Genomic DNA, 24983 nt, shown 5'->3' on the forward strand with positions numbered 1-24983 from the left:
CACGGAGCGATAGCAGAGAGACAGCCAGGAGCCGAATGTGCAGATTTACACATATATTGCTGAACGGTACAACCGTTGTATACCAAAGTGATCCGTCTTGTGCGTGACTCCACCCGCGGACTTATGGTCTGCTGTATCACGTAAGTCATCAGGAGATATCAGGACACTACCGATACCGCTGTATAGATCGCACCGCCGAGCGGTGCCGTTCGCTTTCCCGACATATACTTAAGGGAGGAATCGCAATGGAGGACGGTGAGATGAAGAAGATTACTCTCGTGTTTTTGATGCTGATGCTGAGCGGGTGCATCGGCGGCGGTGGCGGCCCGTCGAATGCGCCTTCGGCCTCGCCGAATGAGCCTTATACCTGCACCAAATCCAGCGCCAACAGCGACTGTTCGCAATCGGTGGAGCCGTCGATGTATTAGCCGCATTCGGCGGGCCGTCGCTTAACGGCCCGCCGCCTCAGGGCTGAGCTAGGAGGAGTGTTCCTCTTCGTCGGCCTGATATCGCGTCGCCTGCTGCTTCATAAACACCACTTCCTGCGGGCTGGACAGGCTGACACGCTGCGCGCGCAGCAGCTTGAGGATGTTGAACAGCAGTTCGCTCTTGGTCGCGCCGACCATGCGCGGGCTCGGCACATAGCCGGTCACGCTCAGGATAATGCCGTCCGGCCCCAGCTGGCTGAAGCGCACGTAAGGCGCCGGCGTTTCCAGGATGTTTTCGTATTCGTGGTAAGCGTTAAGCAGAATATTGCGCACCTGCTCCGGATCAATGTCGGTCGGGAACGTCAGCGCGATGGTCACCACCCCTTGCGCGTTGCCCATGGTGGCGTTGCGCACGTTCTGTGAGATCAGCTGCGAGTTCGGTACGATCATGGTGGAGCGGTCACTGAGCTGGATTTCGGTGGCGCGCACGTTGATGCGCCGCACGTCGCCTTCCACGCCGCCGATGCCGATCATATCCCCCACCTTCACCGGGCGCTCGGTCAGCAGGATCAGGCCGGAAATAAAGTTCTTCACGATCTCCTGCAAACCGAAACCGATGCCGACCGACAGGGCGCTGACGATCCACGCCAGGTTGCTCCACTGGATGCCCAGCGCCGCCAGGGTGATCAGTATCACCAGCACATAGCCGATATTGCTGAACAGCGTCACCAGCGAGGCGCGGATGCCGACGTCCGAGATGGTTTTCGGCAGCAGTTCAGATCCCAGCCAGCGCCGCACCGCGCGCAGAATATAGATGCCGATCGCCAGGCAGATCACGGCGTTGAGCAGGTTGCCGGGCACGATGTTGAAACGCTGCAAGCCTTCACCGGTCAGGATGGAGACGATTTTCTCCATCAGCGAGCCCGGCGTGGTGCTGCCGAACGAGCCGTTGAACAGCGAGACAATCATCAACAGCAACAGCGAACATTTGGCCAGCGCCGTGGTGATGATCGCCATCTGCTCCAAATGGCGATCCTTGAAGCTGAGCGTTTTTTTCAGCATCTTGCCGCTGACGGTCTGCGGCGAAAACAGCGCGGCGCACAAATCGGTGGCGAACAGCACCATAAAATAGAACGCCATCAGCACCAGCACCACCCAGATCAGTTGGTAGGTCAGGAAGCGGGCGAAGGCGATGTAGCCGATAAGCAGGGAAAACAGGATCACCACCGAACAGACCAGGGTGACGAGGTGCACCAGCCCGCTGACCAGCGTGCGTTTTTCCAGGTGCGCGCCCTGCTGTTCCAGCCGGCGCCGAATGCGCTGGCCGCGCAGTGGCGCCGCCAGCAGCACCATGCCGATCAGACCCGCCACCAGGCCGTTGCCGAAGATGGTGGTGGCCAATGAGGCGCTGACGACGTTGTTGATCAGCTCCACGGTGCCGAACGCCAACGCCAGGCCGGCCAGCAGCGGCGAGAAGTAACGCAGCCCGGCGGCCACCTCGTTATCCATGGAAGCCAAGCGCCACGATGGGCGATTCAGCGACAGCGCCGCACGCCCCAGCCCGGCGATCAGCGCGCAGAAAATCCCCAGACGGTTAAAGCCTTCGGCGAAGTCCTCCAGCATCACCGGCAGCGGCTGCACGCGAACAAAGACGTAATACAACAGGTTCAGCGCGATAGAGGTGGTGATCACCGTCACCACCACGGTGACGAGCGCCATAAAGCTGCGGCGCAGACGCCCGTCCGGCAGGAAACGGATGCTGATCCAGGCGAGGAAACGCTCGGAGAAATAGCGCCCCCAGGACCAGACAATCACCGCCAGCGCCAACAACGCCAGCGTGCCGTAACGCCACTCGTCCTGCCAACTGGCATCCCAGGCCGCTTTCATCTCGGCGTTGAACTGATCCAGCCGCTGCACGTCATTTTCGGACGGCTGCAGCACCGGCGCCCAGAATTTGATGCCCAGAATGCTGCCGGTATTCAGCGCCAGCTGGGTTTTAAACGCCACCCGGCGCAGATCGCCGATCTGTTGCCCCAGCTCGAAGGCGCTGGTCTTGATGGCCTGAGCGCGTTTTACCGCATCGTCCAGCTGTTTCTTGCTGTTGTTCAGCGCGTTGCGCTGCTGGGCCACCGCCGGGGTTTCAGGCAGCGCGCCAGCCGCCGGGGCCGGCCCCAGGACGTCCAGCTGCGCTTTCAGTTTGTCCTGCTCGGGCTGCAGATCGGTGGCGAGCTTTTCCATGCTGGCGACCAGATCGTCGGTCGCCAGCCGCAGTTTGCTGAGCTGGTTATCGGTGGTCGCTTTGGAAACCAGCTGCTTCATGCTGTCCAACTGCTTTTGCGCGGCTTTCAGCTGCGTAGCGGGATCGGGCGCGCTTTCGGCGGCGGGATCATCCTGGGCGGCGGCGACGGCGCCGAACGGCGTCAGTTGCAAACCAAACAGCAATAACAACAACAGCAGGAACGGGCGAGGCTTTAACATAAATTCAGTGCTCAGCATCATTATCTGATAGACAGACGAACAGGCGGCGGATGAACCGTCGCTTAACCATAAACGCTAATTATAATAGCTGCTTAATGTCGGCCGAAATACAGTAATTATTCCCATTGTGTGCCACGCGCGCGCGCCCTCCTTAGCCTGCTGATTATTCAGGCGCTTTTACACTGGCGATACGGCACAAGGCGCTCTATACTCCAGCCACCGATTAACCTGCAACCAATAAAAGGAGACTTACTATGCTGACGTGTGAATTGTTTTTTCACTCACACTTCTTTGGTAATCGTCGCCGCTCAAGCATTACCGGTATCGTGCTGCGATAACCCAGCTTGAGCGAAGCTTACTAAAATCCAGGATCTTCCCTCCGGCTTACCGGGTTGTCGTCAGCGATGTTTGACGATAGGCATTGTCATGCCTGTAACTCTTGAGTAAGCAATGAGCACACTACTGTCTGCACAATCTGTCGGTTACGACAACGCGTTCGGCGTCCTGCTGAGCGAGATTTCCTTCACCCTGAAAAAAGGCGATCGCATCGGTTTGATCGGCGACAACGGCTGCGGCAAAAGCACCTTGCTGCAACTGCTCAGCGGCGCCCTGCCCATCCACAGCGGAACGGTGACATTGTCACAACAGTGCCTGATGGCGCGCATCGAACAACACCTGCCGCCCGAGCTGCACGCCAGCACTCTGCTGGATGCGGTGCTGGCGCGGCTTCCGGCGAGCCAACACCTCAGCGAACGCTGGCGCTGTGAAGCGCTGCTCGCCGAGCTGGGGTTTGAACCGGCGAGCTGGACGTTGACCGCCGGCACCCTCAGCGGCGGCCAGCACACCCGCCTGCTGCTGGCGCGCGCGCTGATCCGTCAGCCCGATCTGCTGCTGCTCGACGAGCCCAGCAACCACCTGGATCTGCCCACGCTGCTGTGGCTGGAGCAGTTCTTGCGCAGCTGGAACGGCAGCTTCGTGCTGGTGTCGCACGATCGCTATCTGCTCGATCAGGTGACCAACTGTACCTGGATCCTGCGCGACAAAACGCTGCAGTTTTTCCGCTTGCCCTGCTCCGCCGCGCGTCAGGCGCTGGCAGAACAGGACGCTGCGGACGAGCACCGCCGTCGGGCCGAGCAAAAAGAGATAGACCGGGTGGAAAAAAGCGCCAAACGTCTGGCGACCTGGGGCAAGGTCTATGACAACGAAGATCTGGCGCGCAAAGCCAAGCAAATGGAAAAGCGCGTCGATCGGTTGAAGGAAGAACAGACCACCCTGACCGCCGGCAGCCCGTGGCGGCTGCGACTGCAGGGAGAGGCGCTGGACGCCGATCGCCTGCTGGCGCTGCCGCAATGGGCCGTGCGCCCGGCGCCGGAGGCGCCGGTGCTGTTCAGCCTGGCACATCTGCGGGTGAAAAGCGGCGATCGCATCGCCATCGTCGGACGCAACGGCTGCGGTAAATCGTCGCTGCTGCGCTTGCTGTGGCAGGCGTATCAGCAGCCCACGGAACGCCTGGCGATCTTCCACCCGCGCGTGCGCATCGGCTATTACGATCAGAGCCTGCAACAGCTGCGCGATGAAGACACGCTGAGCGAAGCGCTGGCGCAGTTTGCGCCGCTGACCGAGGAACAGCGGAAAATGGCGCTGATCGGCGCCGGTTTCCCTTACCTGCGCCATCATCAGCAGATCCGTTCGCTGAGCGGCGGCGAGCGTTCGCGGCTGCTGTTCGTCGGCCTGACGCTGGCCAACCATTCGCTGCTGCTGCTGGACGAGCCCACCAACCACCTGGATATGGCGGGCAAAGAAGAGTTGGCGGAAACGCTGCGCCAGTTCGCCGGCGCCGTCATGTTGGTCACCCATGACCGGATGCTGATCGAACAAAGCTGCAACCGCTTTTGGCTGATCGACCAGCAAAAGCTGGAGGAGTGGCACGATCTGGCGCCGGTGTATCAGCGCCTGGCGGGCGAAACGCCGGCGCTGCCGACGGCGGGCAAGGCCAACGTAGACGGCCCGACGCCGCACGAGCGACTGGAAGACGAAGAAGCGCTGTTGGCCGCGCTGTTGGCCCTCGAAAGCAAACTGGAGGACGACCTGGCGCGCAAGCCCAAGCACCAGAAACCGGCGCTGCAGGCGCGCTGGCGCCGCGAGATTGCCGACATCACCGCCCGGTTGAATCTGGGCTAACCCCACAGGCCGCCGAACGGCGGCCTGTTTATTGATGTATTGATGGAAAGCCGCTCGTCGCTTTCCCTTGGTTCGCACGGCATCCCGATTGCTGGTCACTGTCGGCCAGCCAGGATAATCCGCGCGGGCGGCGATACCGGCCGTGGCCCTGCGTATGCAGCAAAGCGCCAGGATCACGTTCTCTTTCGTTATTCGGTAATGGCAGGCGGCGAATATCGCCAGGCTAAAAGAAACGCGGTGATAGCCGCTTCGGCCATCTGTTGCAACTGTTCCGGCGTCGGCCACTGGTCGGATAACAGAGCCGCCGGCAACGGATACCCCATCACCGCGCCCAGAAATGCCATAGCCTGAGGCTGCGCATCAGCAAATTGGACTTGCCCATGTTGCCGCGCCTGTTCCAACATTTTCACAAATGCCTGCAGCACCCTTCCGGCATTGCGTTCACGCAACGTGGCGTACAACTCAGGTTTCTGCAACAGCAGTTGCACCATCAGCCGCTGAAAATGCACGTTATCAACGCTGAAAAAATGCGCCTGCACCACCGAAGCGAAACGCGCCAGCACCTGCGGTAAATCCATACTCTCCTGAGCCAAAATGGCGGCGATCGGCGGCTGCATCTTCTCGATAAGATGGTTGAACGTCTCCAGCACCAGGGCGTCTTTGCTCGGGAAGTGATTATATAAGGTTTGACGGGTGGTTCCCGCCTCGTTGGCTATCTCGTCCAACGAGATATCCAAGCCCTGCTGCAAAAACAGAATGCAGGCGGTTTCCAGTATCCGTGGCCTGGCCTTCATCGGCCGTCCCGGTTGGCGGTTGATCATGCTCTCTCTCCAGCCCAGAGGCTCATTTTCGCGCCTTAAGTCGTGCCAACCCTTGTTTGGTCAGAACAAAAAACAACGGTACGAACAATAATGTCAGCAGTGTGCCAGAAATCATGCCGCCGATCACCGCAATCCCGATTTCGCGCCGGCTGGCGGCCCCGGCACCGACAGAAAGCGCCAGGGGGATCACACCCGCGACAAACGCCAATGAGGTCATCACGATGGGCCGCAGACGCAGTCGCGCCCCTTCCAGGGTCGCCTGCAACAAAGCGGATCCCGCTTTGAGCCGCGTTTCAACAAACTCGACGATCAGGATAGCGTTTTTCGCCGACAGGCCAATCGTCGTCAACATTCCCACCTGGAAGTAAATATCGTTTTCATACCCCGCAAGGCGCGCGGCGACAACGGCTCCGATAATCCCGAGGGGAATGATCAGCATCACGGACAATGGGATAGACCAACTCTCGTACAGCGCGGCCAGGCAGAGGAAAATGAACAACACCGAAGCCAGATACACCAGCAATGTTTGCCCGGCGGCCAATTGCTCCTGATATGAGAGCCCGCTCCACTCAAGGCGGTAGCCGTCTACACCGCCGATGATGCTCTGCATACGCGCCATCGCGGTGCCGGAGCTTTCGCCCTCGGCTGCCGTCCCCTGTAACTGTGTGGCCGACAGCCCGTTAAAGCGCTGCAGCATTTGTGGCCCTGAGAGCCAACGCGTAGTCGCGAAGCTGGCAAAGGACGCCATGCTGCCGCTTTCACCACGTACGAACCAATTATCGATATCATCCGGCGCCGATCGCCAGGCCGCGTCCCCCTGCATGTAGACCCGCTTTACGCGGCCGCGATCGATAAAATCGTTAATATAAGCGCCCCCCCAGGCGGCAGAAAGCGTGTTGGTGATGTCAGCCTGCTGCAGCCCTTGTGCGCTGGCCTTTTGCTGATCGATATCGACCTGCAATTGTGCTTTATCTTCGAGGCCATTGATGCGTACCGCCGTTAACAACGGATCTTCGGCAGCGGCGGCGATCACTTGCCTCTGCGCAGCTTGCAGTGCGTCATGCCCAACGCCGTTTTGATCCTGTAACCACAGTTCAAATCCACTGGACTGCCCCAATCCGCGCACCGCCGGCGGCGACAACACATTGATCTGCGCGTCGCGATAGCTTTTGAAATGGCGATTGGCGCGGCTAATAATCGCCAGCGCGTTATTCTCATTACCGCTGCGCAGCGACCAATGTTTAAGTTCGGCAAACGCCATGCCGACATTCTGACCACTGCCGGCGTTATTGCGCCCGACAACCATGAAGATCACATTCAGGTTGTCCCGCTCGGCGGTCATGAAATAGTCGGCGATAGCGTCAGCAGTCTGTTGAGTTCTGGCCATCGGGGCGCCTGGCGGCAGAGAAAACTGGACCATTACCGAGCCCTGATCCTCGACTGGGAGAAAACCGGTAGGCATCCGCAGATATTGCCAGGTCATGAAACCGACCAGCAGCAGCGCCAACATGCAAAAACGCCCTTTGCGCGCCATCACATGGTTCAATCCCAACCCATAACGCCGCTGTCCGTATTCCACCAGGCGGTTAAAGCCGCGAAAAAAACGGCTGCGCGGCCGCTGCACCGACGGTTTTAGCAAACCGGCGCACAATGCCGGCGTCAAGGTCAACGCCACCAACACCGACAGCACCATCGCAGCGACGAGCGTGATGGAAAACTGTCGGTAGATTATGCCGGTTGAACCGCCGAAAAATGCCATCGGAACAAATACCGCCGAAAGTACCAGCGCGATGCCGATCAGCGCACCATTGATCTCCCGCATCGAATGCAACGTCGCCTCGCGCGGCGGCAATTGCGCTTCCTCCATCACGCGCTCAACGTTCTCAACCACCACTATCGCGTCATCCACCAACAGGCCGATCGCGAGCACCATGGCGAACAGTGTCAAGGTGTTTACGCTGTAACCCAACAGCGCCAAAATGCCGAAAGTGCCGAGCAGCACTACGGGTACCGTAATGGCGGGGATCAATGTGGCGCGCCAATTTTGCAAAAACAGATACATCACCACAATCACTAGCGCGATCGCTTCCAACAAGGTTTGCACGACGCCTTCAATGGACACCAGTACGAACGGCGTGCTGTCACGCGGATAAGCCACCTGCAGCCCCGGCGGAAACTGCGGCGCCATGCGCTCCACTTCAGCCCGCACCCGTTCAGCAACCTCCAGCGCATTGGCGCCGGAAGCCAGTTGAATCGATATGCCGGCCGCTGGGTACCCGTTGAGGCGCGTTTGGTTTTGATAGTTTTCCGCACCGATCTCCACGCGCGCAACATCGCGCAAATACACCGCCGAACCGTCGGTATTGGTGCGCAGAATAATATTCTCAAACTGCTCCGGCGTTTCCAGCCGCGATTGCGTGGTCACGGTCGCGTTCAGCGCCTGGCCATCCATCGTAGGCAATGCGCCGATCTCACCGCTGGTGACCTGGGCATTTTGCGCTTCTATCGCGGCTTGCACGTCAGATGGCATCAGGCCATAACCGCTCAACTTGATCGGATTGAGCCAAACGCGCATCGCATATTGAGCGCCAAATACCGTCGTCTCCCCGACGCCATCCACCCGGCTCAGCGGATCTTGCAGCGAACTGACCAGAAAATCATTGATATCAACGCTGTCCATGCGGCCTTGCGTGTCGTACAGGGCGACTACCATTAGGCTATCGCCCTGCGATTTTGTCACCGTGATCCCTTGCTGCTGCACTTCTTGCGGCAATCGCGACGTTGCCTGATTGACCGCATTTTGCACTTGAACCTGAGCAATGTCCGGGTCGGTTTGTTGTTCGAAGCTAAGGCTGATGCGAGCCTGACCCGCCGAACTGCTGGTTGATGAGAAATACAACAGGCCATCGATCCCTTTAATTTGCTGTTCGATAATCTGAGTTACGCTGTCCTCTACCGTTTTGGCCGAAGCGCCGGGGTAATTGGCGGTCACCGTGACGCCAGGTGGGGCGATGTCGGGATATTGCTCAACCGGCAATGTCCAGAGCGCCAGTGCGCCCGCCGCCATAATGCAGATGGCCAGCACGGCCGCAAATACCGGTCGAAAGACAAAAAAATGCGCTAGCATGCCTGACTCCTCTGATTATCTCGCTTACGGATGCTTTGATGATGCATCTAATGACGCAAATTACTTTACAGTAAAGTAAATAAATTAAATCAAACCTGAAATCAAGCAGGAATCAACACCGTATTGTCATCTGACTATGGCACCCTGCAGCTAAACTTTGTTCGGAACATTGCCGCCATGACTTCACTTTCCCCACGGGACATCGAGGCGCGCTACCGCTTCGCGCGTGAGATCGCCCGCGCCGCCGCCGATCTCGCCTTCAGCTTTTATCAACGGCGGCAAAGCCTGGCTGTCGACTTCAAACAGGGGCTGCAGGACGTGGTCAGCGAGGCCGATCGCCGCGTCGAAGCGCTAATCCGCCGCATGATCAGCCGCCGTTTTCCCCAGGACGGGTTTCTCGGCGAGGAAAGCGGCAGCGCCGGCGAGAATGCCGCCTGCATTTGGGTTGTCGATCCGATTGACGGCACCGCCTGCTTCCTGAACGGATTGCATACCTGGTGTATCGCGATAGGCGTGGTGATCGACGGCGAGCCGACGATCGGCGTGGTCTACGATCCCAACCACCGCGAGATGTTCCGCGCCTGTCGCGGCGGCGGCGCCTTTCTCAACGGGGAGCCGATCGCTGTGCATGCCGGGCGCAGCGTCGCGGATGGCGTGATGGGCGTCGGGATTTCCCCGCGCGCCTCGGCGGCGGAATTCAGCGGCTTTCTCTGTCGCCTGCTGCAGGCGGGAGGGATGTTCGTGCGCAGCGGCTCCGGCGCGTTGATGACCGCCCAGGTGGCCGCCGGGCGCCTGCTGGGCTATTACGAACCGCACATGAACGCCTGGGACAGCCTGCCTGGGTGGGTGCTGACGCGCGAAGCCGGCGGCGTGGCGAATGACTTTATGCACAACGACGGGCTGCGGCGCGGCAACCCGCTGCTGCTGGCCAACACGGCGCTCTACCCGCAGTTGGCCGAGCTGATTCATATGCCGGGCTTGATCGGCTCGACGTGCCCTATCGCGCGCGTGATGGCCGGATAAAGCGCGCGCAACCGGCGCTCGACCCGATCGACCGCATCGTGCGCGGCGGCGATGGTGACCGCCGGCGACACCCGGCAGTGGAAGTTGACAATGATGCCGCCGTCGCTCTTGCGTGCACGCACGTTGTGTACGTCTTGCACGCTCTTTCCCTGCTCCAGCGCCGACTGCAGGATCCGCCGAATATCGGCCAGCTCCGTCGCATCGACATCCTCGCTGGTCAGCCAGTGCGGCGTCTGCGGCTCCAGGTGCGTCTCTATCCCGGTGTCCTCACCGATCGCCTGGCGCAGGATCCCTTCTATCTCCGTGGCGATGTCATGCGCCTGCGCCACGCTGGCGTTGGCCGGCACCGCCAAATCCATGCCGATCGCCATGCGCGTCGGCAGCTGCTGCAAGGTCACATTCTGTACCTGCGCGCCGTGGTTGGCGGCGATCGCCCGAATGCGCGTCGCCATGTCTTCATCGCTGCGGGTCTGCGGCACCGCGATGACGGTGAATTCCGCCCTGGCATAGTGCTCCCGCAGTCGCTCGACGATCTCTCGCTTCAGCGCGTCGATGCGCTCCAGCGGCAAGGTGCGGCACACCGCCACCGTGATCTCGACGAACAGCACCGCGCCGGCATTGCGAATGCGCACGCTGTCGCAGGCCAGCACCGCCGGAAAACTTGCCAGCGTGGCGCGGATAGCCTCAGTAGCCCCGGCCGGCGCGGCATCCATCAGTGAATCGAAGGAGCGTTTACCCAGTTTGATCGCGGCGACAAAGATAAAGCCGGCGACGATCAGCGCGGCGATGGCGTCCGCGCGGCCAAAGCCCAGCAGCACAAACACCATGCCCAGCAGCACCACGCCGGACGAAAGCATGTCGGAGAAGAAATGCAGCGCATCCGCTTCCAGCGCCGCGCTGTCGGTCGCTTTGGCGACGCGGTTGAGCGCCCGCACGCGGAAGAAATCGACGCAGATGGAAATCAACAGCACCGCGATCACCACCGGCGCGGCGACGATCTCATGCGGCTGCCCGAGCAGGCTGCTGCCGGCCTCATAGACAATCCAACCGGCGGCACCCAGCAACAGCAGCACCTCGAACAGCGCCGCCAGGTTTTCCACCTTGCCGTGGCCGAAGTGGTGATCGTCATCGGCGGGCTTATCGCTGATGCGCACCGCCAGCCAGGTGATGCTGGTGGCGATAAAATCGGTGAAAGAGTGGATCCCTTCGGATATCAGGCCAATACTGCCGGTAAAAATGCCGGCGACAAATTTGCCCGTGGCCAGTAACCCGCTGGCGATCATCGAGTTTCTGGCCACGGCCTGTTTTTCATTCTGCATTATGCTGCTCACATTCGGACGGTGATTTATTTTTTTATTTTAGAGGATAATTGCCAGACAACGGCGATCAGCAGCATACTGCCAGAGAATGTCAGCATGAGGCTAGTAAGAAAATTGGATTTCCCGGTGGAATAAAAATAAATCTCATTAACGCCCACCGAGATCATTAAAATGGCGTAGAGCAATCCCAGAATAAGAATCGTCATTATTATCAACTCCCGTATCAGGCCGCGCGTTCGGCGCGCCGCTAAAAATCCTCCCCATAATAAATAACGGTTACGGGGAGGATGCATCTAGGCGGATCTTTTGCGTTCATCAATCATCCCATTTGGTGCTCATATAGGCCGCCAACAGGCCCAGTGAGCTGATCATTGCCAGGAATCCCATAAAAATAGTCATGTTTCCCATTGTTTTTTCCTCAGGTTAAATGTTATCGATAAAAGCCCCTCGCGTTAAATATCGGGGTTGGTCGGTATCCATATTTTTTAACGCCCTCCTCTTTTTTGTCACACTCCCGCCCTTTTTAGAGCGGGAACCGTTTAAATCCCCAAAACGTACTGGGCAATTTTGAAATAAATAATCAGGCCGGTGCCGTCGATAAAGGTGGCGATAAACGGCGCCGACACCACCGCCGGATCGATGCCGAGCCGTTTCAACAGCATCGGAATGATCGACGAGACAATCGCGCTCCACACGGTGATCGCCACCAGCGACAGGCTGACCACCAGCGTCACCTCCATGCCGACGCCCATGATCCAGGCGCGCACCCAGGCCGCCAGGCCGATGGTGACGGCGATCAGCAGCGAGGTCGTGACCTCTTTGCGGATCACCGCGCCAAGATTGCGCAGGCTGACCTCGCCCAGCGCCATGGCGCGCACCAGCGTCGAGGTGATCTGGGTGCCGCTGTTGCCGCCGGTGCCGATCAGCAGCGGGATAAAGAACGCCAGCGCGATCGCCGCTTCGAGTTGCTCTTCAAACGCCTTGAGCACGTTGCCGGTGTAAGCCTCGGCGACGAACAGCATCAGCAACCACACCGAGCGTTTGCGCCACAGCGCCCACGGGCTGGTCTCCAGATAAGGCTTGTCCAGCGGCAGGCTCGCGCCCTGGCGCTGCGCGTCTTCGGTGTTTTCAGCCTCGACCAACCGGGCGATCTCTCGCTCCCCCAGCACGCCGACCAGCGTGTTGTTCGCCACGACCGGCACCACGTCCAGGCCGCCCTTGCCGAGCAGATGCGCCACGTCGTTACGATCGTCGTCGGGTGAAACCTGAAAATAGCTGTGATCCATCATCACGCCGACCGCTTTATCCTGCTCGTCGCACTGCAGCAGTTTTTTCACCGACAGCGTGCCGCGCAGATGATAATCGTCCGCGGTAATAAATACCCGGGTGGGAATTTCGTCCGTTTTAAGCTGTGAAAGTAAATATTCCCGGGCATGATTGACCGTCATCGTCGCGGGAACGGTAATAAAATCGGCGTTCATATAGCCGGCGACCGATGTCTCGTCGAGAGTTTCAGTCGCGCTCAGCGCCGGAGAAGAATAGTGTTGATGTGACTTTATCATTTTGTCAGTCCCTATTTCTGTTTTGAACTTCAACAGCGAATCGCATAGGGGCGTAACCACAGAGGGGGAGTGCAGACTGCCTATCTCCGCGTCCAGGTTTTAGCACTATACAACGTATCCGAATTGTTGCTCGGAAGTTACTTTGGGCTGAACCTTAATCCGATAAAGCCTGTCTTAACCTTGGGCATCTCTCGATGTCGTCAGATCAGTAACCTGTGTTTGTATAGGAGCCTCGCCAAACGAGATACTGCATATAAACTACCGGCGCAGTATAGGCGGTGTTTTATCCGGCGGGAAGAAAAGATTGCCCGTCGTTTATGGAGTATTTAGGATAATGTTATTAAACACGAATCTATAAAAGCGGCTGATATAAATCAGCCGCTTTTATATTTCTCAGTGTTCGAGAAGGTAGACGTTTTTATCGTACAAGGCGCCCTGGCGGGTAAAGTCGATCCCCTTCACGTAGGGTTTAATGAGCGTGGCGTTGGCCTCGTAGTACACCGGCGCCACCGGCGTATCGGCGGCCAGCACCGCCTCGGCCTGCTGGAAGTAGCGCTGCACCTGCTGCGGCGTCTGCGCCGCCGTTGCCTGATGCAGAATGCGGTCATAGTCCGGGTTGCGGTATTTGGCGCTGTTCTCGCTGCTGTCGGAACGGAACACGTTCAGAAAAGTAGACGGATCGTTATAGTCCGCCAGCCAGCGGGTAAAGGCCACGCCGTACTGCCCGCGGTTGATATTATCCAGCGTCACTTTACGCTCCTGGCTTTGCAAGCGGGCTTCTACCCCAAGGTTCTTTTTCCACATGGCGGCGGCGGCGATGACGATCTTCTTGATGGTGGCGTCGTTGCTGTACAGCACGGTAAAGCGCAGCGGATTCTCGGCGTTGAAACCGGCCTGCGCCAGCAACTGCTTCGCCTGGGCGTGCCGCTGTTCCGGCGTCCAGCCGGCCGCAGCGCCGGGCTGCAGGCTATAGCCACCCGCCCCCGTTGGGGTAAAGGTCCAGGCCGGCTGTTGGCCGTATCCCAGCACCTTGCCGGCGATAATCTCTTTGTCGAGCGCAAGATTCAGCGCCTGGCGCACCCGCAGGTCGTTAAACGGCGCCTGGCGATTGTTGAAGGCGAAGTAACTGGTGGAGAGCAGCGGATAGGTCACCAGCTGTTGCTCGCCGAGCGTTTTTTTCAGCTGCTGATACAGCTCCGGCGGCGTGGTATACCCCAACTCAACCTCACCGGCGCGAAAACGCGCCACTTCCGGGAACCCCTGTATCGGCAAGAACGTCACCTTGTTGAGCACGGTGTTGGCGTTGTCCCAATACTGCGGATTGCGCTCCACCACCACCTTTTCGTTCACCACCCACTGGCTGAGGCGAAATGCGCCGTTGCCGACAAAATGCGCCGGTTGAGTCCAGTTCTTGCCGTACCGCTCCACCACCTTGCGGTTAACCGGCAAGACCGGAAAATGCACCAGTTGCTTGAGCAGGTAGGAGTTGGGCTCCGACAGCGTCACCTGCAGGGTGTGCGCGTCCAGCGCCTTGACGCCCAGCTCGCTCGGCGGCTTGCTGCCGGCGTTGATCGCCGCGGCATTCAGCACGTAGGCCGAAGCCAGATAGCTGCCGTACGGCGACGCGGTTTTCGGATCGGTGAGGCGCCGCCAGCTGTAGACAAAATCGTCGGCGGTCACCGGATCGCCGTTCGACCATTTGGCCTGCGGCCGCAGATGGAAAGTCCAGACGTTGCCCTGATGCTCCCACTTCTGCGCCAGCGCCGGGACCGCTTCGCCGTCTTTACCGACGCGCAGCAGCCCTTCGAACAGATCGTTAAAGATGTAGAACTCCACATTGCTCTCGGCCAGGTTCGGATCCAGCGTCGCCGGCTCATACCCGTTGGCACGCACCAGCTCTTGCACCTCCGCCAGTTTAGCGCCCGCCGGCACCTCGGCCGCCTGAGCTGCCGTCGCGTTAAAAGCCAGGAGGATTAAACCAGCCAATTTACTGCCATTAAATGAATATTTCACGTCGATATCCCTGATTAGTGTTTTATCGCGTTCAATATGCAATGAGGCAGTGGAATAAATTAAATCATTAATCGCTATGAGTCATAACCAAAAGCGGTGTTGAATTTCTTTCATTATCAAAGGAATATCCCTCACCGCGCTTTTCGCTTTCAAACACAATGTGCGTTGCCGTCCTCTACTTGATGTTCACGGTCGTGATACCAAACAGCGGCAGGCCTTTAACCGGCTCTGGGCCGGGTTCCCCCCACACCATTAAGGATTTACCGCTCGCCTGTGCCTGGATCGCCAGATTCACCAGCAATTTCGGATAGGGTTCATTAGCCGCTACCGACAGCGGAAACACGTTTTCGTATAATCCTCCATCGATCGCCATCTCCACATGCACGCAATCATTAGCTACATCGATGACCACGATAGGATTGGTATAAAACGGTCCATTAGACATAGGTACCTCTCTCACGATTTCTTATTGAATATGATTCGTCATTCGCGTTGACAGCCCGTGTTATTAATACCTGAACGAAATGCTGAAGAACGATATGAAAAGACTGAAGAAAAAGAACGCCAATCGATAACAAGACGTCAACATTGCAACAGCTTAATTGCCATTACAGCGTTGACAAGGAACTGATGTAAGTCAAATGAAAACCCACACTTACCCGTCACCTCCATGAATACACTGAGAATATTTACAAAAAAAGATAATGACAAAACAATTCAATATAAATCAACAAGATGAAATACAATAACCACTTAATTCATATTAATTAATTGGTTGCAAGAAAAAGTTAACACCAAAATAATAGACAGAAGAAATCAGTAGCATTTCAATTTAAAAATAACATTAAAAACCCCTCTTGATATCTCCATAACACCTAACTACCTTTAAATGGCTTCGAGATACACATGAAGCTACGGCCGGTTATAAAACCAATAACTGGCGAATGATTGAATCAAAAATAATTACCGAAAGAGTAAACCGGAAATATAAAAACTTGCCGTGAGGATAGGATGCAACGGTCTGCTTGCCATACCGTTTTCCTTCGAGGGCAATGACTATTTCCATTCAGATGCAATTACCTGTCTGGTGGTTAACCGGATTCAGCGTGATATGCACTTCAGACTGACTCAGCAAAAATCACAGGAGTTTACCTATGCCTTCATTGCAAGATATTACGCCTGAACAGGCTAGAACATTGAATAAACAATCACGTGACGCCTATAACGCGGAAGTGCAGAGCCGACAGGCGCTGCTCAACCAACATCCGCAATTGAAACCGGCGTTCAACCAGCAAGTGCATCCGCAATCCTTGTGTGGATGCGGGTGCCAACAAAATATCTGCGGCTACTTCAGCTTCCAGGGTTGTGGATGCGGGTGTGGCTGCGCGCCACATGCGGAGACCGTGCAAATTTCCGCACAGCTCGCCAATATTGGTCCCAATGCCCCATCAAGCGGTACATCGGTGCGTTTTATCGGCCAGGCCACCGGCACCGGCTCAGACGGTAACATCAACATCCCGACAATCTATTTGCAAGGCACCGTGCCCGATGCCGAAAATCTGATCGGCGTTCCGTTAACCCTGCAATTGGCCATCAACCCCGGTTCGATCGTCCTGACGCTGCTGGAGAATGGTCGGGTGCTGACCTCTTTGGTTCATCCGCCGCAGTACGCAGGCAGCATCAACGGGCAATTCTTCGGCGTCGGCAACGGTGAGTTTGTGCCGGCGTGACAAGAAGCAAGCCTGACGGGCGGCCGCCTGCGATGGCAGGTTGGCCGCTCACTGTGAGATAACATGTCCCAATTCTATTCAGGCAATCAATACAGATTATTCCAGCCGAAACTTAACTTATCCTTAAGGCAATTCATTTTGTGAGCGATCGTCAAAAATAATTTAATACGAATCGTTTTCACTATCATTATTGATGTTCTTGGCTAAAATCGGCCTGCTTGCGCTTGCCAGGCGATATTCGTTTTCCTCATTCGAACGCTAAAAAGGATAACTGCATGAAGCTGCGTATTTCATCTCTCGGCCCCGTCGCCCTGCTCGCCTCCTCGATGATGCTGGCCTTCGGCGCTCAGGCGGCCTCCGCCGACCAGGGCATCGTCATTTACAACGCCCAACATGAAAACCTGGTGAAATCCTGGGTCGATGGGTTTACCAAAGACACCGGCATCAAGGTCACGCTGCGCAACGGCGGCGACAGCGAGCTGGGCAATCAGTTGGTGCAGGAAGGCAGCGCTTCGCCTGCCGACGTGTTCCTGACGGAAAACTCCCCGGCGATGGTGTTGGTGGATAACGCCAAGCTGTTCGCCCCGCTGGACGCCGCGACGCTGGCCCAGGTGGAACCGCAGTATCGCCCAAGCCACGGCCGCTGGACCGGCATCGCCGCCCGCTCGACCGTGTTCGTCTACAACCCGGCCAAACTGACCGACGCGCAGTTGCCGAAGTCGCTGCTGGATCTGGCCAAGCCGGAATGGAAAGGCCGCTGGGCCGCCTCGCCGTCTGGCGCCGATTTCCAGGCGATCGTCAGCGCGCTGCTGGCGCTGAAAGGTGAAAAAGCAACGCTAGAGTGGCTGAAAGCGATGAAAACCAACTTCACCGCCTACAAGGGCAACAGCACGGTGATGAAAGCGGTCAATGCCGGCCAGGTCGACAGCGGCGTGATCTATCACTACTACCCGTTCGTGGACGGCGCAAAAACCGGCGAAAACAGTAATAACATCAAGCTGTATTACTTCAAACATCAGGATCCGGGCGCGTTCGTCAGCATCTCCGGCGGCGGCGTGCTGGCTTCCAGCAAGCATCAGCAGCAGGCGCAGGCGTTCATCAAGTGGATCACCGGCAAACAGGGCCAGGAGATCCTGCGCACCAACAACGCTTTCGAATACGCCGTCGGCGTCGGCGCGGCCTCGAACCCGAAACTGGTGCCGCTGAAAGATCTGGACGCGCCGAAAGTAGACGCCGCGCAGCTGAACGGTAAAAAAGTGGTCGAACTGATGACCGAGGCGGGCCTGCTGTAAGGCAGGCCGGCAAACCGAGAGTTTTTGATCGTTATGTCAAACCTGAGTACCCACGCCGCGCAGACCGCGCGGCGTTATTCTATTGCCCCCCGTTACCCGCGGCCGGGGGCGATCGTGGTGGCCAGCGCCGTGTTGCTGTCGTTGCTGGCGCTGCTGCCGCTGGGATTCGTTATCGGCGTGGCGTTTGAAACCGGCTGGCAAACGGTCAAAGCTCTGGTTTTCCGCCCGCGCGTGGCGGAACTGTTGTTGAACACCCTGCTGTTGGTGGTGCTGACGCTGCCGATCTGCGCCGTGCTGGGCGTGGCCCTGGCCTGGTTGACCGAGCGCACTACGCTGCCGGGCCGCCGTCTTTGGGCGGTACTGGCCACCGCGCCGCTGGCGGTGCCGGCCTTTGTGCAAAGCTATGCCTGGATCAGCCTGGTGCCGTCGATGCACGGCCTGAGCGCCGGGGTCTTCATCTCGGTGCTCGCCTATTTCCCGTTCATTTACCTGCCGGCCGCCGCCGTGCTGCGCCGTCTGGATCCCGGTATCGAAGACGTCGCCACCTCGCTCGGTTCCCGGCCGCCGGCGGTGTTTTTTCGCGTGGTGCTGCCGCAGCTGAAGCTGGCGGTCTGGGGGGGGTCGTTGCTGATCGCATTGCACCTGCTGGCGGAGTATGGCCTGTATGCCATGATCCGCTTCGATACCTTCACCACCGCAATTTTCGATCAGTTCCAGTCGACCTTCAACGGCCCGGCGGCCAACATGCTGGCCGGCGTATTGGTGCTGTGCTGCCTCGGGCTGCTGTTGCTTGAGGCTCTCAGCCGCGGCCGCGCGCGCTATGCCCGCGTTGGTTCCGGCAGCGCACGCAGCCAAACGCCGCGTCGCCTTTCGCTGCCGCTCGCCGCGCTGGCGCTGCTGCTGCCGATTTCGCTGACCGCGCTGGCGCTGGGCGTGCCTTTCATCACCCTGGCCCGCTGGCTGTGGCTGGGCGGATGGGAGGCGTGGCGCAACGCCGACCTGTGGCCTGCGCTGTGGCAAACGCTGTCGCTGTCCGCCGTCGGCGCGTTGCTGATCACGCTGTGTGCCATTCCGATGGCCTGGCTGTCAGTGCGCTATCCAGCCCGGCTGTACCGCGTGCTGGAAGGCTGTAACTACGTAACCAGCTCGCTGCCCGGCATCGTGGTGGCGTTGGCGCTGGTGACCATCACCATTCACAGCTTCCGGCCGATTTACCAAACCGAAATCACCCTGCTGCTGGCCTATTTGCTGATGTTTATGCCGCGGGCGCTGATCAATCTGCGTGCCGGCATCGCACAGGCGCCGGTGGAATTGGAAAACGTGGCGCGCAGCCTCGGCAAATCGCCGGCGCAGGCGCTGTGGAGCACTACGCTGCGGTTGGCGGCGCCGGGTGCCGCGGCGGGCGCGGCGCTGGTGTTCCTGGCGATCGCCAATGAGTTGACCGCCACGCTGCTGCTGGCGCCGAACGGCACCCGGACGCTGGCCACCGGATTTTGGGCGCTGACCAGCGAGATAGACTACGTCGCCGCCGCGCCTTATGCGCTGATTATGGTGGCGCTGTCATTGCCGCTGACCTGGCTTCTTTATTCTCAATCTAAACGCACGGCGGGACTATGAGCACGCTCGAACTGCACGGTATCGAAAAATCTTATAACGCCATCAGGGTGCTGGAACGCATCGACCTGCAGGTTGCCGCCGGCAGCCGCACGGCGATCGTCGGCCCTTCCGGCTCCGGCAAAACCACCCTGCTGCGCATCATCGCCGGCTTTGAAATTCCCGACGGCGGCCAGATCCTGCTGCAGGGGCAAGCCATGGGCAACGGCGGCGGCTGGGTGCCGGCGCATCTGCGCGGCATCGGCTTCGTTCCGCAGGATGGCGCGCTGTTCCCGCACTTTACCGTCGCCGGCAACATCGGTTTTGGCCTTACAGGCAGCAAGCGTGAGAAACAGCGGCGCATCGAGGCGCTGATGGAGATGGTGGCGCTGGATCGCCGTTTGGCCGCGCTGTGGCCGCACGAGCTGTCCGGCGGGCAGCAACAGCGGGTCGCGCTGGCGCGTGCCCTGTCGCAGCAGCCCCGTTTGATGCTGCTGGATGAACCGTTCTCGGCGCTGGATACCGGCCTGCGCGCCGCCACCCGCAAAGCGGTCGCCGAACTGCTGACGGAGGCCAAGGTGGCGTCGATTCTTGTTACCCACGATCAGAGCGAAGCGCTGTCGTTCGCCGATCAGGTAGCGGTGATGCGCAACGGCCGGCTGGCGCAGGTGGGCGCGCCGCAAGATCTCTATCTGCGGCCGGTCGATGAGCCGACCGCCAGCTTCCTTGGCGAAACGCTGGTGTTGACCGCCGAACTGGCGCACGGCTGGGCCGACTGCGCATTGGGGCGCATCGCCGTCGACGATCGGCAACGCAGCGGCCCGGCGCGCATCATGCTGCGCCCGGAGCAGATTCAAATCGGTTTGTCAGATCCGGCGCAGCGCGGCCAGGCGGTGATCACCGGCATCGATTTCGCCGGCTTCGTCTCTACGCTCAACCTGCAAATGGCCGCCGGCGGCGCGCAAATCGAGATCAAAACCGTCAGCCGCGAAGGCCTGCAGCCCGGTTCTCAGGTCAATCTCAACGTGATGGGCCAGGCGCATATTTTCGCCGGTTGACTCACTTTAGGCCGGGCCAACGCCCGGCCTCCTTAACGGCAAATTTTGTCGCGACGCGGCTTTTTCGGCGCCAGCAGATAATCCACTACGCTTTCGTCAACGCAGCTGTCGATGCCGTTCAGCGCCAGCGTATGCCCGTCGCGTTCGCGGGTGATCAGCGGGCTTTTAAAGGCGGCGGCCATCACCTGCGCGTTGCGGTACGGCGTGGTCGGATCGTAGCGCTGGGCGACGAACAGCAGCGGCGGCAGCGCGGCGGACGCCACCGGCGTGTGCGGCCGATCTTTGCCGCGATACGGCCACAGATCGCACATCTCCAGCGGGTATTCGTGCAGCGGCAGATAGTGGGCATACAAAGCGGCGGTATTGATCTCCTGCCGCTGCCGGCGCAACTGCTGCGGATCGGCCGTCGGGTTGGCGACGTCGGCGCAGGTGATGACGTTCAGGGCGTCATCGGCATCCGGCGAATAGCTTTCGTCGATCAGATCGGAAACCTGCTGCCCGGCGATGCCGGCATCGAGCTGGCGCAGCACGGTCGCCAGCTCATGCCAACGCTCCGGCCACAGCAGCAGCGAACGCGTGACCGTCAGCACGTCGTCGGCGGAGATTTCATAACCCGCCGCGGTGACGAACGGCTGCTCATGCAGCTTGCGCAGCAAGGCGTGATAGCGCTGCAGCGCCTGATTGGCGCCGCCGCCCAGCTGGCAACTGTCGGTTTTGCCGCAGTAGGCGGCGAAGCGCAGGAAGCTTTGCTGGAAGCCCCGCTCCTGGTTCAGCCGCTGGGTGAAATCGTCCTCCGTCAGATCCACCACCCCGTCGAGCACCAGCGCGCGCGTTTTCTTCGGAAAACGCTCGGCATACAGCGCCGCCACCTTGGTGCCGTAAGAGTACGCCACCGCCGTCAGCCCCGGTTCGCCCAGCGCGTGGCGGATCGCGTTCAGATCGTTGACCGCTTCGTCGGTGCCGATATGTTGCAGCACGTCCGCGCCGGTCTGTTTGATACAGGCGGCAATCAGGGTGCGCGTCTGGCTTTCCGCACCGGCCACGTCGTTGTCGTCCGGTGACGGGGTTTCGTCGCCTTCGGCCAGCTGGCAGGAGATTTTCGGCGTCGATTGGCCGACGCCGCGCGGATCGTAACCGATGATGTCGTAGGATTTTCGCAGTCTGGCGACGTGGGCGTCGTTGCCCAAATAAGGGTTAATGCCCGGCAGACCCGGCCCGCCGCTGATCATCACCACGCTGCCCTTTTTCGGCCCGGTAGCGGGCAGCAGGGTCAGCGCCAGCCGCACGGTCTGTTCGCCCGCCCGCGCCGCATGAGCAGGAGGCGTAGCGTACGCCAGCGGCGCTTCAAGGTAACCGCAGCGCAGTCCCGGCGGCGGCGGCTCATCGAACCAGCGTTGAAAGCCGCTGTTGAGACAAGATTGCCAACGAATGCCGTTCTCGGCCGCCGCGCCGTGAGCCGCAGGCCTGGCCTGGGCGGGCAATGCGGCGGCGGTCGCGGCGAGCAGCGCCAGAATACGCAGTACTGACATGGGGAGTCCTTTCAACGCAACGAATCGGTCAAAGGTTAACGGTACTCGGTTAAACCGCTAGCCAATAGAACACAAAAAACCGCGCGGGTGAAGCCGTCACCGCGCGCCCGGCAAGACTTTTCTTTGCTCAGATTGCTCTTATAACGCACAGAATGCTGCAAAAAGTGCCGTTCACCTGCTAGGCTTAAGGTTCGTTAACCCACAAGGAACAGGAGAGCAGCATGTTTGGAAAAGCGGAAGACAAAGCCAATGAAGCCGCAGGCGCGGTAGAAGAAGCGTTCGGCAAAGCCGTCGATTCGCCGGAGCATCAGGTGCGCGGCGCGGCGCGCAAATACGCCTCCCAGGCCAGCTATGCCGCCCGAGACGCAGCGGACAGCGTAAGAACCCAGGTGGAAGCCAACCCGCTGGCCGGCGTGGCCGTTGCGGCGGCGGTCGGCATCGTTTTCGGCTTCTTGCTGGGACGCAAATAACGGCGAATTCGCCGCTCGACAACAGGCCCGTTACGGGCCTTTTTTTCGCCCTCTCCTCCACCTGCTTGCTAACTTTCATCTATCACAGCCATCGCTTAAAAAAACCAACGCCTTCAACTACGATTAGTTTGTGACCAGAGCGAGGCTCTGCGATCCGGCAGATAACCCTATGAGGATTATCACCATTATCCATGCTGTTTAAGCCGCTCTCCTTCACGCGGCTAAGAAAGGTTGATTATGGCTCGCACCACCCCTATCGAACGTTACCGCAATATCGGCATCTCCGCGCATATCGATGCCGGCAAGACCACCACCACCGAGCGGATTCTGTTTTACACCGGGGTCAGCCACAAGCTGGGTGAAGTGCATGACGGCGCGGCGACCATGGACTGGATGGCGCAGGAACAGGAACGCGGCATCACCATCACTTCGGCGGCCACCACCTGCTTCTGGAACGGCATGCAGCATAATTATCCGCAGCACCGCATCAATATCATCGACACCCCCGGCCACGTCGATTTCACCATTGAAGTGGAACGTTCGATGCGTGTGCTGGACGGCGCCGTGATGGTCTATGACTCGGTGGGCGGCGTGCAGCCGCAGTCGGAAACCGTCTGGCGCCAGGCCAATAAATACAAGGTGCCGCGGCTGGCGTTCGTCAACAAGATGGACCGCATCGGCGCGGACTTTTTCCGCGTGCGCAAAATGATGATCGAGCGCCTGAAAGCCAACCCGGTGCCGATCGTTATTCCGATCGGCGCCGAAGACCGCTTCAGCGGCGTGGTGGATCTGGTGCGGATGAAGGCCATCCTGTGGGACGAAGCCTCGCAGGGCATGAACTTCAGCTTCGAAGAGATCCCGGCCGAGCTGCGCGATTCAGCGCAGGAGTGGCGCGAAAACATGATTGAGGCCGCCGCCGAAGCCTCGGAAGAGCTGATGGAAAAATACCTCAACCAGGTGCCACTGAGCGAAGAGGAAATCGTCCACGGGCTGCGGGTGCGCACCGTCGCCGGCGAAATCCAACCGATGCTGTGCGGCTCGGCGTTCCGCAACAAAGGGGTGCAGCGCATGCTGGATGCGGTGATCGAGCTGATGCCCTCGCCGCTCGACGTGCCGCCGATGGAAGGCCACGGCGAACATGATGAAATCATCACCCGCAAAGCCGACGACAACGAAAAATTCTCGGCGCTGGCGTTCAAGCTGATGACCGACCCGTTCGTCGGCCAGCTGACCTTCGTACGCGTCTACTCCGGGGTGCTGGCCAAAGGTAGCAGCGTTTACAACCCGATCAAGGGCAAAAAGGAGCGCATCGGCCGCATCGTGCAGATGCACGCCAACGATCGTAAGGACATCGACGAGCTGCACGCCGGCGACATCGCCGCCTGCGTCGGCCTGAAGGACGTCACCACGGGCGATACGCTGTGCGATCCCGGCGCCATCATCACGCTGGAACGCATGACCTTCCCCGAGCCGGTGATCGCCCAGGCGATCGAGCCGAAGACCAAGGGCGACCAGGAGAAAATGGGCATCGCGCTGCAGCGCCTCTCTTCGGAAGATCCGTCGTTCCGCGTGCGCACCGATGAAGAATCCGGCCAGACCCTTATCTACGGCATGGGCGAGCTGCACCTGGAGATTATCGTCGATCGCATGCGCCGCGAATTCGGGGTGGAGACCACCACCGGCAAGCCGCAGGTGTCGTACCGCGAAACCATCCGCAAACGGGTGGCCGACGTGGAAGGCAAGTTTGTGCGCCAGTCCGGCGGTAAAGGGCAATACGGCCACGTGGTGCTGACCGTCGAACCGAACGAACCCGGCAAAGGCTTCGAGTTCTTCGATGAGATCAAGGGCGGCGTCATTCCGGGCGAGTTTATCCCGGCGGTGAAAAAAGGCGTGCTCGAGGCGCTGAACAACGGCGTACTGGCCGGTTATCAGGTGGTAGACGTCAAGGTGCACCTGACCTTCGGTTCTTACCATGACGTCGACTCGTCGGAGCAGGCGTTCCGCATGGCGGCGATCTTCGGCTTCAAAGACGCCTGCCGCCTGGCGGATCCGGTGATCCTTGAGCCGATCATGTCGGTGGAGGTGGAAACGCCGGAAGATTACGCCGGCAACGTGATGGGCGACCTCTCCTCACGCCGCGGTCTGGTGCAGGGCATGGAAGAGATCCCGGGCGGCGGCGGCAAGGAAATTCGCGCCAAGGTGCCGCTATCCGAGATGTTCGGTTACTCGACCACCCTACGTTCGATGTCGCAGGGCCGCGCCACCTACACCATGGAATTCAGCCACTACGCTGAAGCGCCGCGCAACGTGGCCGAAGAGATCATTCACCACAGCAAGCGTTAACCCTCGCGCCCGCCTT

19 protein-coding genes and 1 riboswitch are annotated in these 24983 nt (G+C 59.4%); of the genes, 9 read left to right on the forward strand and 10 right to left on the reverse strand.

Annotation, left to right across the window (positions count from 1 at the left end; all coding sequences use genetic code 11):
- Window positions 1-260 precede the first annotated feature (260 nt).
- Window positions 261-428, forward strand: a complete 168-nt coding sequence (locus tag ACJ8IN_RS06415) for a hypothetical protein (protein ID WP_223307152.1) — start codon at window positions 261-263, stop codon at window positions 426-428.
- A gap of 48 nt (window positions 429-476) precedes the next feature.
- Here ACJ8IN_RS06415 and ACJ8IN_RS06420 read toward each other — a convergent pair whose 3' ends face one another.
- Window positions 477-2906, reverse strand: a complete 2430-nt coding sequence (locus ACJ8IN_RS06420; RefSeq protein WP_308325742.1) for a DUF3772 domain-containing protein — start codon at window positions 2904-2906, stop codon at window positions 477-479.
- A 450-nt stretch (window positions 2907-3356) separates the two neighbouring features.
- Here ACJ8IN_RS06420 and ACJ8IN_RS06425 point away from each other — a divergent pair, with 450 nt between their 5' ends.
- Window positions 3357-5087, forward strand: coding sequence for an ABC-F family ATP-binding cassette domain-containing protein (locus ACJ8IN_RS06425; RefSeq protein WP_060428226.1), 1731 nt, complete (start codon window positions 3357-3359; stop codon window positions 5085-5087).
- 188 nt (window positions 5088-5275) lie between these two features.
- Here the strand turns inward: ACJ8IN_RS06425 and ACJ8IN_RS06430 are convergent, their stop codons facing one another.
- Together ACJ8IN_RS06430 and ACJ8IN_RS06435 are read right to left on the reverse strand one after the other, a co-directional pair.
- A complete protein-coding gene (locus tag ACJ8IN_RS06430; RefSeq protein WP_047567372.1) occupies window positions 5276-5908 on the reverse strand; it encodes a TetR/AcrR family transcriptional regulator in 633 nt (210 codons plus the stop codon).
- Window positions 5909-5930: 22 nt separating this feature from the next.
- Window positions 5931-9035: an efflux RND transporter permease subunit gene (locus ACJ8IN_RS06435; RefSeq protein WP_060420838.1), complete on the reverse strand. Its 3105-nt coding sequence runs from the start codon at window positions 9033-9035 to the stop codon at window positions 5931-5933.
- 177 nt (window positions 9036-9212) lie between these two features.
- Between ACJ8IN_RS06435 and ACJ8IN_RS06440 the strand changes: the two genes are divergently transcribed.
- Window positions 9213-10058, forward strand: a complete 846-nt coding sequence (locus tag ACJ8IN_RS06440; RefSeq protein ID WP_060420841.1) for an inositol monophosphatase family protein — start codon at window positions 9213-9215, stop codon at window positions 10056-10058.
- Here the strand turns inward: ACJ8IN_RS06440 and ACJ8IN_RS06445 are convergent.
- The 6 genes from ACJ8IN_RS06445 to ACJ8IN_RS06470 all read right to left on the reverse strand — a co-directional run bounded on the left by ACJ8IN_RS06445 (window position 10001) and on the right by ACJ8IN_RS06470 (window position 15397).
- Window positions 10001-11377, reverse strand: coding sequence for a cation diffusion facilitator family transporter (locus tag ACJ8IN_RS06445; RefSeq protein ID WP_308325743.1), 1377 nt, complete (start codon window positions 11375-11377; stop codon window positions 10001-10003). The genes ACJ8IN_RS06440 and ACJ8IN_RS06445 overlap by 58 nt on opposite strands.
- A gap of 26 nt (window positions 11378-11403) precedes the next feature.
- On the reverse strand, window positions 11404-11583 hold the full coding sequence (locus ACJ8IN_RS06450; RefSeq protein ID WP_033634607.1) for a hypothetical protein: 180 nt from the start codon (window positions 11581-11583) through the stop codon (window positions 11404-11406).
- Window positions 11584-11692: 109 nt separating this feature from the next.
- Window positions 11693-11785, reverse strand: coding sequence for a protein MgtS (gene mgtS, locus ACJ8IN_RS06455; protein WP_004938109.1), 93 nt, complete (start codon window positions 11783-11785; stop codon window positions 11693-11695).
- Between the two features lie 131 nt (window positions 11786-11916).
- Window positions 11917-12939: a magnesium transporter gene (locus ACJ8IN_RS06460; RefSeq protein WP_033653108.1), complete on the reverse strand. Its 1023-nt coding sequence runs from the start codon at window positions 12937-12939 to the stop codon at window positions 11917-11919.
- Window positions 12940-13016: 77 nt separating this feature from the next.
- Window positions 13017-13190, reverse strand: a riboswitch (M-box (ykoK) riboswitch).
- A gap of 142 nt (window positions 13191-13332) precedes the next feature.
- Window positions 13333-14952: an ABC transporter substrate-binding protein gene (locus ACJ8IN_RS06465; protein ID WP_308325745.1), complete on the reverse strand. Its 1620-nt coding sequence runs from the start codon at window positions 14950-14952 to the stop codon at window positions 13333-13335.
- Window positions 14953-15127: 175 nt separating this feature from the next.
- On the reverse strand, window positions 15128-15397 hold the full coding sequence (locus ACJ8IN_RS06470; RefSeq protein WP_033643162.1) for a hypothetical protein: 270 nt from the start codon (window positions 15395-15397) through the stop codon (window positions 15128-15130).
- Between the two features lie 709 nt (window positions 15398-16106).
- Between ACJ8IN_RS06470 and ACJ8IN_RS06475 the strand changes: the two genes are divergently transcribed.
- The 4 genes from ACJ8IN_RS06475 to ACJ8IN_RS06490 all read left to right on the forward strand — a co-directional run bounded on the left by ACJ8IN_RS06475 (window position 16107) and on the right by ACJ8IN_RS06490 (window position 20625).
- The gene (locus ACJ8IN_RS06475) at window positions 16107-16682 is read left to right on the forward strand and encodes a hypothetical protein (RefSeq protein ID WP_049233217.1); all 576 of its coding nucleotides are present in this window, start codon (window positions 16107-16109) and stop codon (window positions 16680-16682) included.
- Between the two features lie 275 nt (window positions 16683-16957).
- Complete coding sequence (locus ACJ8IN_RS06480) at window positions 16958-17974, forward strand: iron ABC transporter substrate-binding protein (protein WP_041035205.1); 1017 nt, start codon at window positions 16958-16960, stop codon at window positions 17972-17974.
- 33 nt (window positions 17975-18007) lie between these two features.
- A complete protein-coding gene (locus tag ACJ8IN_RS06485; protein WP_101426953.1) occupies window positions 18008-19591 on the forward strand; it encodes an ABC transporter permease in 1584 nt (527 codons plus the stop codon).
- The gene (locus tag ACJ8IN_RS06490; protein WP_033653102.1) at window positions 19588-20625 is read left to right on the forward strand and encodes an ABC transporter ATP-binding protein; all 1038 of its coding nucleotides are present in this window, start codon (window positions 19588-19590) and stop codon (window positions 20623-20625) included. The genes ACJ8IN_RS06485 and ACJ8IN_RS06490 overlap by 4 nt, the downstream gene beginning before the upstream one ends.
- A 32-nt stretch (window positions 20626-20657) precedes the next feature.
- Here ACJ8IN_RS06490 and ACJ8IN_RS06495 read toward each other — a convergent pair whose 3' ends face one another.
- Window positions 20658-22154, reverse strand: coding sequence for an alpha/beta hydrolase (locus tag ACJ8IN_RS06495; protein ID WP_308325747.1), 1497 nt, complete (start codon window positions 22152-22154; stop codon window positions 20658-20660).
- Window positions 22155-22375: 221 nt separating this feature from the next.
- On the opposite strand from ACJ8IN_RS06495, the gene ACJ8IN_RS06500 reads away from it, so the two are divergent.
- Both ACJ8IN_RS06500 and fusA read left to right on the forward strand, forming a co-directional pair.
- Window positions 22376-22624: a glycine zipper domain-containing protein gene (locus ACJ8IN_RS06500; protein WP_004938127.1), complete on the forward strand. Its 249-nt coding sequence runs from the start codon at window positions 22376-22378 to the stop codon at window positions 22622-22624.
- Window positions 22625-22861: 237 nt separating this feature from the next.
- On the forward strand, window positions 22862-24967 hold the full coding sequence (gene fusA / locus ACJ8IN_RS06505; protein ID WP_308325748.1) for an elongation factor G: 2106 nt from the start codon (window positions 22862-22864) through the stop codon (window positions 24965-24967).
- Window positions 24968-24983 lie beyond the last annotated feature (16 nt).

This window comes from Serratia sp. CY31944, assembly GCF_052169175.1.
GTDB classification, from domain to species: Bacteria; Pseudomonadota; Gammaproteobacteria; order Enterobacterales; family Enterobacteriaceae; genus Serratia; species Serratia sarumanii.